This window comes from Sutcliffiella horikoshii, from assembly GCF_019931755.1.
In the GTDB taxonomy this organism is placed as follows: domain Bacteria; phylum Bacillota; class Bacilli; order Bacillales; family Bacillaceae_I; genus Sutcliffiella_A; species Sutcliffiella_A horikoshii_E.
This window is the reverse complement of the sequence record NZ_CP082918.1, coordinates 2,261,501-2,274,948: the sequence shown is the minus strand read 5'-3', so window position 1 is coordinate 2,274,948 and position 13,448 is coordinate 2,261,501. Positions and strand designations below refer to the sequence as shown.

Annotated in this window: 12 protein-coding genes; 10 read left to right on the top strand and 2 right to left on the bottom strand. The window is 40.2% G+C overall.

Features of this window, described 5'->3' with window-relative positions; all coding sequences use genetic code 11:
* The first annotated feature begins 15 nt into the window (after positions 1-15).
* From pdhA to K7887_RS11490, 10 genes are all read left to right on the top strand, one after another.
* Complete coding sequence (gene pdhA, locus K7887_RS11535) at positions 16-1,080, top strand: pyruvate dehydrogenase (acetyl-transferring) E1 component subunit alpha (protein ID WP_223489322.1); 1,065 nt, start codon at positions 16-18, stop codon at positions 1,078-1,080.
* A gap of 32 nt (positions 1,081-1,112) precedes the next feature.
* Positions 1,113-2,075 (top strand): alpha-ketoacid dehydrogenase subunit beta, encoded by a 963-nt coding sequence (locus K7887_RS11530; RefSeq protein ID WP_399209699.1) that lies wholly within the window; start codon positions 1,113-1,115, stop codon positions 2,073-2,075.
* 21 nt (positions 2,076-2,096) lie between these two features.
* Complete coding sequence (locus K7887_RS11525; RefSeq protein ID WP_399209697.1) at positions 2,097-3,347, top strand: dihydrolipoamide acetyltransferase family protein; 1,251 nt, start codon at positions 2,097-2,099, stop codon at positions 3,345-3,347.
* Positions 3,348-4,784 (top strand): dihydrolipoyl dehydrogenase, encoded by a 1,437-nt coding sequence (gene lpdA / locus K7887_RS11520; protein ID WP_223489317.1) that lies wholly within the window; start codon positions 3,348-3,350, stop codon positions 4,782-4,784.
* Positions 4,785-4,902: 118 nt separating this feature from the next.
* Positions 4,903-6,021 (top strand): 4-hydroxyphenylpyruvate dioxygenase, encoded by a 1,119-nt coding sequence (hppD, locus tag K7887_RS11515; RefSeq protein WP_223489316.1) that lies wholly within the window; start codon positions 4,903-4,905, stop codon positions 6,019-6,021.
* A 58-nt stretch (positions 6,022-6,079) separates the two neighbouring features.
* Entirely contained in the window at positions 6,080-7,168 is a 1,089-nt protein-coding gene (gene hisC, locus K7887_RS11510) for a histidinol-phosphate transaminase (RefSeq protein WP_223489315.1), read from the top strand.
* A 19-nt stretch (positions 7,169-7,187) separates the two neighbouring features.
* A complete protein-coding gene (locus tag K7887_RS11505) occupies positions 7,188-7,796 on the top strand; it encodes a flavin reductase family protein (RefSeq protein WP_223489314.1) in 609 nt (202 codons plus the stop codon).
* Between the two features lie 19 nt (positions 7,797-7,815).
* Positions 7,816-8,727, top strand: coding sequence for a fumarylacetoacetate hydrolase family protein (locus tag K7887_RS11500; RefSeq protein WP_223489313.1), 912 nt, complete (start codon positions 7,816-7,818; stop codon positions 8,725-8,727).
* 23 nt (positions 8,728-8,750) lie between these two features.
* A complete protein-coding gene (locus tag K7887_RS11495; protein WP_223489312.1) occupies positions 8,751-9,902 on the top strand; it encodes a homogentisate 1,2-dioxygenase in 1,152 nt (383 codons plus the stop codon).
* A gap of 379 nt (positions 9,903-10,281) precedes the next feature.
* Positions 10,282-11,202, top strand: a complete 921-nt coding sequence (locus tag K7887_RS11490; protein WP_223489311.1) for a CAP domain-containing protein — start codon at positions 10,282-10,284, stop codon at positions 11,200-11,202.
* A 41-nt stretch (positions 11,203-11,243) separates the two neighbouring features.
* Here the strand turns inward: K7887_RS11490 and K7887_RS11485 are convergent, their stop codons facing one another.
* Complete coding sequence (locus K7887_RS11485; RefSeq protein WP_223489309.1) at positions 11,244-11,621, bottom strand: hypothetical protein; 378 nt, start codon at positions 11,619-11,621, stop codon at positions 11,244-11,246.
* A 90-nt stretch (positions 11,622-11,711) separates the two neighbouring features.
* Positions 11,712-13,076: an MATE family efflux transporter gene (locus K7887_RS11480; protein ID WP_223489308.1), complete on the bottom strand. Its 1,365-nt coding sequence runs from the start codon at positions 13,074-13,076 to the stop codon at positions 11,712-11,714.
* Between the last annotated feature and the right edge of the window lie 372 nt (positions 13,077-13,448).

The window sequence follows — 13,448 nt, the reverse complement described above, 5'->3', positions numbered from 1 at the left end:
AGAGGGGGAAATAAGTTGAACGATCAATTTCCTATCATTCAAATTATCGATAATCAGGGGAATTTCCTTGATAAAGCGTACGAAGAAAGAATCAATGAAGAACTGGCAAAGTCCATGTATAGGCATTTACTCAGAATTCGCACCTTTGACAAAAAGTGTATAAGTCTTCAACGCCAAGGCCGCATAGGGACCTATGCACCTTATGAGGGGCAAGAAGCATCCCAGGTTGGAAGTGCGATGGCACTGAATGAAGATGATTGGTTATTTCCTTCCTATAGGGATCACGGGGCAACCATGACGTTCGGACACTCCCTTCGCAACATCCTCCTATTTTGGAATGGAAGAAATGAAGGATGTATTCCGGCAAATGGGAAGAAAGTATTTCCGCCGGGGATTCCAATTGCAACCCAACTGCCACATGCTGTTGGCGCGGCCTATGCAGAGAAAAGAAAAGGAACCAAAAATGCAAGTATTGTTTATTTTGGGGATGGAGCAACATCTGAAGGGGATTTTCATGAAGGGTTAAACTTTGCAAGTGTTCTTAAGGCGCCGGTTGTGTTTTTTAACCAGAACAATCATTTTGCCATTTCGGTACCATTATCCAAACAAATGAATACCGAAACAATTGCTCAGAAAGCCCTTGCTTATGATATGAGAAGCGTCAGAATTGACGGAAATGATGTTTTTGCCGTTTATTTTCATACGTTGGATTCATTAGAACAAGCAAGAAACGGCGAGGGGCCAACATTAATTGAAGCGGTAACATGGAGATATGGAGCCCACACCACTGCTGATGATCCAACCAAATATCGAGACCAATCTGAAAATGAGAAGAGACGCGAGAATGACCCGATCCTTCGCTTGGAACGGTTTATGAAAAATCAAGGCTGGTTTGCAGAAGACTGGAAAGAATCTATGTTAGCGGAGCTTTCTCAAGAAGTCGATACAGCAATAGAGGAAATGGAGAATTTTCCAAAAGCAAACCCTGCAGACATGTTCGACTACGTTTTTGAAAAACCGACATGGGGAATTGAGCAGCAGAAAAAGGAACTTCTTCAACTGATGAGAGGTGAAGCATAGTGGAAACGGCATTGAAAACGAAGACATTGACAATGGTTCAAGCGATCACGGACGGACTAGACACCATGCTACGTGAAAACGAAAATGTCCTTCTCATGGGTGAAGACATTGGAGTAAATGGCGGTGTTTTCCGTGCTACAGAAGGCCTGCAACGAAAATATGGCGAAGATCGTGTATTGGATACCCCTTTAAGTGAAGCTGGTTTCATCGGAGCCGCAATCGGAATGGCCATAAATGGTTTCCGTCCGGTTACAGAGATTCAATTTCTTGGATTCATTTATCCTGCCTACGAACAAATCATGACGCATGCATCACGAATCAGGGCAAGAACGATGGGACATTACACCGTCCCAATGGTCATCCGAGCACCATATGGGGCTGGAGTAAGGGCCCCGGAGATCCACTCAGATAGTACAGAGGCAATTTTTACCCATATGCCGGGAATTAAAGTGGTTTGTCCGTCTAACCCATATGACGCTAAAGGTTTATTGATTGCTGCAATTGAGGATCCTGATCCGGTACTATTTTTGGAGCCGATGCGTTGTTATCGTTCTGTCAGAGAAGAAGTGCCAGAAGGGAAATATACAGTTGAAATCGGGAAAGGGAAGATCTGCAGGGAAGGCGAGGATGTCACCATTATTGCGTGGGGAGCGATGATTCCGGTTGCCCTTCAATCAGCAAAAAAACTAGAGTCTGAGGGTGTAAGTTGCGAAGTGATCGACCTGAGAAGCCTCTACCCGATTGACAAAGATATTATTGCAGAATCTGTCCAAAAAACAGGGAGAACGGTTATTGTGCACGAAGCCCATGCGGCAACAAGTGTAAGTGGGGATGTTCTTGCCATCATCAATGAAACATCGTTCCTTTATCAAAGGGCGCCGGTGGAGCGCGTGACGGGATTTGATGTGCCTGTTCCATATTTTGGATTTGAAGACTACTATCTGCCAACTACTGACAGGGTGGTTGCGGCAGTAAATAAAGTGATGAAGTTTTAGTGAAAGGGGGTTCAACGTATGATCGAGGTCAAACTTCATGACATTGGGGAAGGCATGACACAGGCTGATATTTTATCTTTTTTTGTTAAAAAAGGAGATAAAGTAAAGCCAGATGAGCCTCTAGTTGAGGTTCAGACAGATAAAATGACTGCTGAAATACCAGCACCATATGCAGGAGTCATTAAAGAAATTTTGGTCAAAGAAGGGGAAACCATTCCTGTTGGGACCACCTTATTTCTATTAGAAGCTGAATCAGCTGGGAAAGAGGCAAAAACTTCTCCCAAACCTACACATACAAACACTTCCACAGAAAGTGTCAATTCAACAAGTGAACATCAACCACCAACAAAAATAAAGTCATTTCGAATCATGGCTGCCCCTTATACTAGAAAGATTGCAAGGGACGCCGGGGTTGATATTGAACAGATTGAGGGGACCGGCCCTGCTGGTAGAATCACAGACGAAGATGTATATAGATTTATAGAAAATAAAGAGCAGCCTGTACCTAAAGTTCAAGTGGAAGAACAGTCAGTCCAGCAAACCCAAACAAAAACAGAATCTACTAAACATCAAGAACCTGCAACGACCATTCCATTCAGAGGTCGAAGAAAACAAATAGGCAAAAAAATGTCACAATCCCTGTTCACCATTCCACATTGTACACACTTTGAAGAAGTAGATGTAACTAATATATTAGAACTAAGAGAAATATGGAAAAAAAGCAATCAAAGCATTTCAGCTACTGCATTATTCCTTAAAGCCATCTCCATCGCCTTAAAAGATTATCCAATCTTTAATTCGAGATTGAATGAAGAGGAAGAGACGATTGAGTTGATAAAAGAGCATCACATGGGAATCGCCACAGATACCGAAGATGGCCTAATTGTCCCTGTGATTCGTAATGTGGAAAGGAAGTCATTAAAAGAAATACATGCCAACTTAAAAGAGTTAACGAAAAAGGCTCAGGACAATAAGCTTTCCATGAAGGAATTGACTGGTGGAAGTTTTACCATCAGTAATGTCGGTCCTCTTGGTGGAAGTATTGGCGCTACACCGATTATCAATCAGCCGGAAGTAGGCTTGATTTCCTTCCATAAAACTAAAAAGCGTCCGGTTGTAAATGAGCAGGAAGAGATTGTTATTCGGTCCATCATGAACATTTCCATGTCATTCGATCATCGTGTGGCAGATGGAGCTACAGCTGTCGCATTTACCAACAGGCTGACTCAACTTTTAGAAGAACCAAAATTATTAATGCTGGAGCTGGTTTAAATGGTTGTTGGCGAACTTACTCAGGAACGGGATGTAATGGTGATCGGAGGCGGCCCGGGTGGTTATCACGCTGCAATCAGAGCGGCCCAGTTAGGTCGACAGGTTACCATCATTGAAAAAAACAAGCTTGGCGGCGTCTGCTTAAATGAAGGATGTATCCCATCTAAAGTACATACTACAGCAGCCCAATCTTTCCAACGGATGGGATCTTTTCAGCAGCTCGGGTTGGATACAAGCGGTGTCACATTTGATTTGCCGAGATTACAGGAACACAAAAAGAAGGTTGTCGAGCAACTGCTTCAAGGTGTTGTGGCATTATGTAAAGCTAATAAAATTGAGATCATAGAGGGAGAAGCATCCTTTATATCTCCCACTAAAATAGGGGTGGAGAATGGGCACCAATATGATACGTTCACTTTTAACGATGTAATTATTGCGACCGGTTGCAATAAGAAGCCAATCGCAGAAATGCATCATCATGCTTTAACACCCACTTCGATCTGGAACCTTGAAGAATTGCCAAATGAGCTTATTTTATATGGAAACGATGATTTTACCCTTGAAGCTGCAACAACATTTAACAGTTTAGGTTCAATTGTGACATTGATTTTTCCGCCAGAACAGCATGAATTTACATTTGATCCTTCCATAAATAAAGAATTGCAGAGACAGTTGAAAAAGCAAAAAATAAAGGTCTATAAGACTCATACAACTCCTCAGTTCAAATTCGATGAAAATCAGTGGGAAGTGGCACTTGAACTCGGTAAGAATGAATCAGTTATTCTAGAAAGTTCACATCTTTATTGTGCGGAAGAAAGAGAACCGTCAACAGAATCACTTGGAGTTCAGCGTGCAGGCATTCATTTGAATGAAGAAGGCTTTATCAATATTAATGAAGCATGCCGTACTAATATTGCTTCCATTTATGCAATCGGTGATATTACAGAAGGCCCTGCCTTGGCAGTTAAAGCCATTAAACAGGGAAAAGTGGCGGCTGAAAACATTGCAGGCCATCAATCCGAGTGCGATTTTACTTTTCTTCCTAGAATCGTTCAAACCATACCTCCAATTGCAACTGTCGGAATGACAGAAGCATCTGCGATTGAAAATGGGTTTGAAGTAAAGATAGGGGAAAGCACCCTCCAAACAAATGGGTATGCAAGCATTCTGGGGCAAAAAGAAGGCTTCAGTAAAACGGTAACAGATGCGAAAACAGATATGGTTTTGGGTATTCATATGATGGGAGCCCAAGCGGTAGAAATGATCAGTACCGGTACGCTTGCATTAGAAATGGTTGCAAGACAAGAGGATTTGTTGTTTCCTTCCTACCCGCACCCGAGTGTAAATGAAAGCATGTGGGAGTCGGTGGAAGATTTAGAGGAAAAAGCAATTCATAAGGCCCCTAGAGTGACAAAACAAAAAGTAACTTCGTCATGACACGTTGTCGCGTCAAAGCATTCTAGCTTTAAACGAGACTCTTGCAGACTATGAAAACTATAGATTATATTATATTCAGAATAATAATATTTTTTAGTAAAAATCAGGAGGGGTATTTATGAACGTAGAAAAAACGATGCAAGTAAAAGATCAAGCGGAAGAAGTATTTCCAGTAAAAGATGTTGACTATTTGGAGATCTACACAGGCAACGCTAAACAAGCATCACACTTCTTTGCTACCACATTCGGTTTTCAACCTATAGCTTATTCTGGTTTAGAAACAGGAAACAGGGAGACGGTTTCCTATGTATTAAAGCAACGTAATGTACGACTTGTCATCACAGGTTCACTTAAGCAAGATACAAAAATTTCTGAGTTTGTTAAAAAGCATGGAGACGGAGTAAAGGATATTGCACTTGTTGTGGACGATGTTGAAAGTGCTTACAACGGAGCGGTGGAAAGAGGAGCAATTGCCATCCAGCCTCCACAAGAGCTGACAGACGAGAACGGAACATTGAAAAAAGCGGTAATTGGTACATACGGAGATACCATTCACACTTTGGTTGAACGTAAAAATTATAATGGAGTATTTATGCCTGGATTCAAAGCATACACGAACTCCACTCCAGTTAGAGACGCAGGAATTATTGGAATCGATCATGTGGTAGGAAATGTAGAGCAAATGGAAGAATGGGTTGCTTATTACGAAAAAGTGATGGGCTTTAAAGAAATGACTCATTTCACTGATAAAGATATTAACACAGAATATTCCGCGCTAATGTCTAAAGTGATGCACAATGGCGGCAGAATCAAATTCCCAATCAATGAACCTGCTGAAGGAAAAAGAAAATCACAAATCGAAGAATACTTGGAGTTCTATAATGGTGCCGGTGTTCAGCATATTGCAATTTTGACGGAAGATATTGTACAGACAGTAAGCAAGCTAAAAGAAAATGGGGTAGAGTTCCTAAATACTCCTGACACATACTATGAAATGTTGTCTGAAAGAGTAGGGGAAATTGATGAAGAAATTGCAAAGCTTCGCGAGCTGAGCATTCTCGTTGACCGAGACGATGAAGGTTATCTGCTTCAGATTTTCACAAAACCAATTGTAGACAGACCAACTCTTTTCATTGAAGTGATTCAACGTAAGGGTGCAAAAGGCTTTGGGGAAGGAAACTTCAAAGCGTTATTTGAATCCATTGAAAGAGAGCAAGAACTAAGAGGAAATCTGTAAGCAAGTCACTAAGGGGAGGACCAGTTTCCTCCCTTTTTTATAGGAGGTAGATGAACAAATGGCGGTAAAAGTAAAAAGCCGAGAAATTCTCCAGCATATTGCTGCCTACCCTTTAGGGAAAAGCTTGCAGGATATACAGACGGAATTAGGTATCGCACTTATAAGAAATATGTCTGAAATTGAAAATGTGTTCGGATGTTCACCGCTTGTAAAGAAGCAATTAATGCAAAGGTTAGATCATTTATTTACATACCCTGACGGTTCCGCTAGAGCTCTTTCTATGAAACTAGGTGATTTCTTGGGGGTTGATCAAAATCAACTGTTCATTGGAAATGGTTCAGATGAAATAATCAGGCTGCTGATCCGAGCTTTTCTGAATAGTGAAGAAGAAGCCATTATGGCTGATATTACATTTCCAAGATATAAAACTAACGTTTCCATTGAAGGTGGTAAACCGGTAATCGTTCCATTAAAAGATGGTGTACATGATTTGACTGCGATGCTTGCTAATATCACAGAACAAACAAAAATGATTTTTGTCTGCAATCCTAACAATCCAACAGGGACAATCGTAAATAAGGATGAACTTATTGCCTTCATGGAAAAAGTACCAGAGCATATCTTGATTGTTTTAGATGAGGCGTACTATGAATACGCAACAAGTGAGGAATATCTTCAATCCATTCCTCTATTAAAGAAACATGCTAATCTTGTTATTTTAAGAACTTTTTCGAAAGTATATGGCCTGGCTGGATTAAGAATTGGTTATGGCATTATGGATCCTTCCATATCAGCAGAATTGAACAAAGTGAAAGAGGTTTTCAATGTAAATCAGCTTGCTCAAGCAGCTGCGATGGAAGCAATTAGAGACCAGGAATTCAGAAGAGAGTGCATCCTTCGCAATGAAGAAGGGAGAGCATACTTGGAAGCAGAACTAGTCGAACTAGGTTATACCTATTTTCCTACACAAGCAAATTTCATGATGATACATATCGGCAAAGATGGAAATGAACTCACTCAACAATTACTTGCAAAAGGGATCATGGTTAAATCTGGAACAGCTTTAGGGTATCCAAACAGTATCAGGGTCACCATTTGCTCCATGGAAGATAATCGTTATTTTATCGAGACGTTAAAAAATTTGTAGCAAAGTGCAGGTGACAAAAATGGATATCCAACCAAGCAATCTGGCCTGGAAAGATGCATACAAGCTGATGGTGGGTTCAATCTTGCCAAGACCCATTGCACTAGTTTCTTCTATTAATAACGAAGGAGTTGCAAACATCGCTCCTTTCAGTTTTTTTACAGCTATCAGCGCAGAGCCGATGCTAGTCTGCTTTTCTCCTATGCGTAGAGGGACAGATGGGTCAAAAAAAGATACCTTATTAAATATTGAAAGTACAAAGGAGTTTGTCATCAATATTGTCAGTGAGGAAATAGTGGAGCAAATGAATATCACAGCAACTGAATTTCCAAGCGAAGTGGATGAATTTGAAGAATCAGGTTTCACGAAAGAACCTAGTTCTGTAGTTACACCGCCTCGTGTGAAGGAAAGTCTTGTACAAATGGAATGTTCTCTACATGAAGTACTGCATTTCGGAGATAAACCAGGGTCAGGCAGCCTTGTTATCGGAAAAGTAGAGAGTTTCCACATATCAGATGACCTTTATTATGAAGGGAAAATTGATACAAAGAAATTGAATCCAGTAGGAAGAATGGCAGGAAGCATGTACACAAAGGCCATTAGTGATATGTTCGAACTTCAACGTAAATAAGGAAATGTGAGGGTTTGTCATGAAATATATTACCTTTAAAAATAGCTCTGGTGAAATAAAAGCCGGCTGGATAAATCATGACATTGTTGTCGATATGAACGAAGCATCAGATGGTCTATTACCAAGCGACCTTCTTACATTGATAAACCAGTATGAGAAATATAGAGATATCGTAACACTTCATTTAAGCAGTGATAGCAATAAAGGAAGGTACAAAATAGAAGAAGTCACCCTTCTTGCACCTTTACCTAGACCTGTAAGCGTTCGTGATTTCTACGCGTTTGAGGAGCATGTAAAGACTGCGCGCGCCAGAAGGGGGCTGGATGTAATTCCGGAATGGTATGAGATTCCCGTTTTTTATTTTACCAACCACTTGGCCATTAAAGGCCCTGGGGAAGGGATTGATAAACCATCAACCTGTGAGTGGCTTGATTATGAGCTGGAAATCGCCTGCATCATTGGAAAAGAAGGCAGAAATATTAAAGCTCAGGATGCAGAGGAATACATTTTCGGCTATTGCATCATGAATGATTGGAGTGCAAGGGACCTTCAAGCAAAAGAGATGAAGGTCGGTTTGGGCCCGGCAAAAGGAAAAGATTTTGCCACATCTTTAGGACCTGTCATTGTGACACCTGACGAACTTGAATCGTTTAAGACAAATAAAGGGTACAACTTAGAAATGACTGCTTCTGTTAATGGAAGCCTACTTTCTAAAGGGAACTTTGAGCAGATTCACTATACGTTTGCTCAAATGATTGAAAGAGCTTCAGCCGATGTTACCTTATACCCCGGGGAAGTGATTGGATCGGGAACAGTTGGTAGCGGGTGTATCTTAGAACTAGGTACAGAAGTACACCGCTGGCTGCAACCCGGCGATGAAGTAGAACTATCCATAACAGGTCTAGGCACATTGAAAAACACAATTAGATAACTACTAAGATATGAGGTGAGCTCATGTATTATCGTAAAATGGGAGAAATACCGCATAAACGCCACACGATGTTTAAAAAGGAAGACGGGACATTATATAGAGAACAAGTAATGGGTACAAAAGGATTCTCAGGTACACAATCCATCCTCTATCATCACTACCTGCCAACAGAAGTGGTAAAATCCACGGTACTTGGCAGCTATATGCCGGAATATGAAGAACAAGATGCCCTGAATCATCGCCACCTACTAACCACTTCATTAGAGACCAAAGGAAACGCACTAGATGCCAGAGAGTATTTATTAGGAAACAGTGATCTATTAATAGGAACAGCACTGGTCACGGAGAAAATGGAGAACTATTACCGAAATGGAGACGGAGACGAACTGCTATTCATCCATTACGGGTCAGGGAAAGTAGAAACCATGTTCGGGACTATTACTTACCGTCCTGGAGATTATGTAACCATCCCAATCGGAACCATTTACCGTGTCATCCCTAATGAAGAAACAAAAATTCTCTTCATTGAATCTTTTAGTCAACTAACTACACCTAGAAGGTATCGCAATGAATATGGCCAGATGTTGGAACACAGTCCATTTTGCGAACGAGACTTTAGAGGACCTGAAACGTTAGAAACATATACAGAAAAAGGTGAGTATGAAGTAATCACCAAAACAAGGGGCTATCTGCATTCACATGTACTTGGACATCACCCGCTTGATGTAGTGGGTTGGGACGGTTATCTCTATCCGTGGGTATTTAATATAGAAGATTTTGAGCCAATAACAGGCAGGGTTCATCAGCCACCTCCAGTCCATCAGACGTTTGAAGGACATAACTTTGTTGTCTGCTCCTTTGTGCCAAGATTATACGATTACCACCCAGAAGCAATACCGGCTCCTTATTATCATAGTAACGTGAACAGTGATGAACTGCTGTATTATGTGGCAGGAAACTTCATGAGCCGCAAAGGAATTGAGGAGGGATCTATCACGTTACACCCATCCGGGATTCCGCACGGTCCGCATCCTGGTACCACAGAAGCTAGTATCGGAAAGAAGGAGACCTTGGAGCTAGCAGTCATGATAGATACATTCAAGCCATTGAAGGTGGTTAAAAAAGCTCACAGTATAGAAGATAAAAAGTATATGTTTACTTGGATAGAAAAATAAATCTATGTGAAACACCAGGCTTTCAAAAAGTTTGGTGTTTTTATGGTTTTTTTATCCAAAAAAGTAAGATTTCCTGTAAAGTATGTAACATAACAGTACAATTCTGTAATAAAAAGGACTGTATCAAAACTTGTCAACACCATTTTTTTAGTATAATTTTAATGTGTTTCATTTTACTGGAAAAATGCTTCAAATGCGATAGAACTAACCATTGATTGAAATCCGTTGATACATATAGATTTTCGGAGTATATGGATAATTATAGAAAACATACATTTTTTTTATCCACATTATTCCTCTAATATTACACAAAACCCATGATATGATTTTCGTGTAGCAAGAAAGCAACATAAAAAACTTTCAAGGGGGAAACACACCTATGAAAATCAACAAAAAGTCAATCATCACTGCTGTAACTACTGCAGCTGTATTAACTGCGGCACCATTCGGAATGAATGCAAAGGCAGAATCAAACGCACCAACAAAACCAACATGTGACTTAACAAACAAAGTCACTTCATTTAATAGTAATAAAGCATTCACAAACCAAGAAGATGCAAAAGCATTCTTAGATGGTTATGTAAAGGAACTTGAAGAAAAATATGGCGTAAAAGTAAACCTAAATGGCGCACCATCTGCTGAAGCAGCTGAAAAAGAAGCTCCAAAACAAGCTGAGCAGAAACCTGCTGAAAAAGTAGAAGCTCCTAAGGAAGAAAAAGCGGAAGCTCCTGCTGAAGCTCCTGCTGAAGCACCGAAACAGGAAGCACCAAAGCAAGAAGCTACAGCACCTAAACAGGAAGCACCAAAGCAAGAAGCTCCAGCACCTAAACAGGAAGCACCAAAGCAAGAAACTCAAGCACCACAACAACAAGCACCACAACAAAATGCTGAAAAACCAGCAACTGAACAAACTGCTGGCGCTGTAAGTGAGTTTGAAAAGAAAGTTGTAGAATTAACTAACGCTGAGCGTGAAAAACAAGGTTTAGCACCACTTGAATTAGATGTAGAATTAAGCAAAGTAGCGAAAGACAAGTCTAAAGACATGCAACAAAACAATTATTTCTCTCATAACAGCCCGACACACGGATCTCCATTTGATATGATGAAGAAATACGGAATTCAATACAACACTGCAGGGGAGAACATTGCACAAGGTCAACAAAGCCCTGAAGAAGTTGTGAATGCTTGGATGAACTCTGAAGGTCACCGTGCAAACATCATGAATGAGAACTTCACTCACATTGGTGTAGGTCATGTGGAAGAAGGTAACTACTGGACTCAAATGTTTATCGGAAAATAATATAGGCAGTAAATAAAAGGCAGCCGCTCGGCTGCCTTTTACTATGTTCCTGTATTTATGTTTTGGTCACAACGTTCCATAAAAAAGTAGGCCTTTTTAATTTGTTGGACAACCTTTTGAATGCTGTTTGGATTAATGCGATTAACTCCAATATCTTGCAGATAGGCAAACGCAACAGCCAAGGAGGGTAATAGGAAGTCTGAACTCAGAAGATTAGCATCGTATTCAATCAAAATTTTGATTTCTCTTTTCAATTTTTCTTTGTATCTTTTGAACCGTATAATCAGATCTTCCTGCAATTTTGCTTTCTGTTCATAGTCTGATATTTCATAGCTTTCAAGTAAATCAAGAAGGACTTTTAGCTCATGGCGAAAATAGTGTAAAGAAGCACGGACTTTTTCCATATCATAATCATTCATAGGTAATACCTCACTTAAGAATTATAATATGACTTTTTTCGACAATTTACTACATAAGTCCTTTTTTTATTCCTATAAGAATAGTTATATTTATTTTATAGGTACATTTGTTCTCATATATCTTTTTTGAAGAATGCTTAAACGGAAAGAAAGTCCTACTGCTCCTGCGGCTAACCCACATATTAGGCCAATCCAATAGCCAAATGCTCCAAATTCAGTAAAGTTAGCGAGTAGATATCCAATCGGCAAACCGATGATCCAATAGGATACAAAAGCTAGCATAAACGTAACGTTGACATCCTTATATCCTCTTAAAGCCCCTTGTATCGGTGCAGCAATCGCGTCAGAAAGCTGGAAGAAAATTGCGTACAAGAGAAAAGCGGTAGTCAGTGCAATCACTTCTGGATCCTTTGTATAAAGATAAGCAACTTCTGCTCTAAAGAAATATAGGAAGACTGCACAAATGGAAGATAGTAAGACTGCCGAAACTACGCCCATGATGGTGTATTGTTTGGCATCATGAATGCGTCCTGCTCCAACTTCAAACCCGACCAATATGGTTAAGGCCATTGAAATGCTGAGCGGAATCATATAAAGCAGGGAAGCAAAATTCAGTGCTACTTGATGGGAAGCGATCGTCACTGTATCAAAAGAACTCATCAAGAGCGTCACTGCTGAAAAAATACTGGTTTCAAAGAAAATCGAAAGTCCTATCGGAACTCCGATTAGTAGGATCTCTTTCCACTTTGAGAAGGAAACGGGATATAGCTTCTTGAAAAGTGGATACTTGGTAAAAGGCTTTTTCTTCAGGACTATATATAAAGAAATGATCATGATAAGCCAGTAGGTCAACGCAGATGCCACTCCAGAACCGATTCCCCCAAGGGCAGGGAGTCCAAGTTTTCCAAAGATCAATAGGTAGTTAAGTAAGACGTTAATAGGTAAGGAGAGCAATGTGATGATCATAGAAGTTCTTGTATGTCCTAACGCATCAATAAAACATCGAATTACGGTGTAGACAAACAATGGAATAATTCCAAATCCAAGTGCAACCAAGTAATACTTAGCTACATGTCTAACTCCCTCTTCCAAATTCATTCCAGAAAGTATCGGGTTAATCAACAAAGCACCCATTAAGATAACAAGTATACTCATGGCAAATGCGACATACACGCCTTGTGTGATTGAAAACGGGACACCTTCCGTTTTTTTCGCGCCAACCAATTGTGCCACGATAGGAGTAATGGAGAGTAGTATTCCACTCAGACCAGTGTAGACTGGGACCCAAAGTCCAGAACCGATTGCCACACCGGCTAAGTCGCTTGCCCCTACGTTTCCGGTCATCATGATGTCAAAGAGATTCATGGAAAATAAACCGAGTTGGGTGATAAGAATGGGAACGACAATTTTAATGAAAAGCTGAAGACGATCTTTATAGGAAAATACCTGATGCATAACAATGCCACGACCTTTTAGTTGAAGTAATTATGTAATAATGGTATGGATTATATCATAAAACATTTATTTAGAGTGTAGAAATAAACTATTTGAAATTTACGACAATGAATGTCCTAAAGCTTCAAGAGGTGGATGAAATATTTTGTTGACACATTTCTATAAAGCTACTAGAATAGGTTTATATTAAAACTACATATGCACAAGCCCAATCAAAGGGGAGTAGCTATGAGAACGATATTGCCGTCATGACGTGACTGATATATTCAGCACCGGCTTTATCGGCAACCTTGATGTTGTTAGCAAGACCTTTGCCTAAACTGGAAATTGGACAGTTCTAGGTAAAGGTCTTTTATGTGTTCATAAAAGCCT

What these genes read in the sequence shown, in the direction of transcription:
- K7887_RS11530 (WP_399209699.1), top strand. Translation starts at nt 1,113, where the DNA reads ATGGTTCAAGCGATCACGGACGGACTAGACACCATGCTACGTGAAAAC.
- lpdA (WP_223489317.1), top strand. Translation starts at nt 3,348, where the DNA reads ATGGTTGTTGGCGAACTTACTCAGGAACGGGATGTAATGGTGATCGGA.
- hppD (WP_223489316.1), top strand. Translation starts at nt 4,903, where the DNA reads ATGAACGTAGAAAAAACGATGCAAGTAAAAGATCAAGCGGAAGAAGTA.
- hisC (WP_223489315.1), top strand. Translation starts at nt 6,080, where the DNA reads ATGGCGGTAAAAGTAAAAAGCCGAGAAATTCTCCAGCATATTGCTGCC.
- K7887_RS11505 (WP_223489314.1), top strand. Translation starts at nt 7,188, where the DNA reads ATGGATATCCAACCAAGCAATCTGGCCTGGAAAGATGCATACAAGCTG.
- K7887_RS11500 (WP_223489313.1), top strand. Translation starts at nt 7,816, where the DNA reads ATGAAATATATTACCTTTAAAAATAGCTCTGGTGAAATAAAAGCCGGC.
- K7887_RS11495 (WP_223489312.1), top strand. Translation starts at nt 8,751, where the DNA reads ATGTATTATCGTAAAATGGGAGAAATACCGCATAAACGCCACACGATG.
- K7887_RS11490 (WP_223489311.1), top strand. Translation starts at nt 10,282, where the DNA reads ATGAAAATCAACAAAAAGTCAATCATCACTGCTGTAACTACTGCAGCT.
- K7887_RS11485 (WP_223489309.1), bottom strand. Translation starts at nt 11,621, where the DNA reads ATGAATGATTATGATATGGAAAAAGTCCGTGCTTCTTTACACTATTTT.
- K7887_RS11480 (WP_223489308.1), bottom strand. Translation starts at nt 13,076, where the DNA reads ATGCATCAGGTATTTTCCTATAAAGATCGTCTTCAGCTTTTCATTAAA.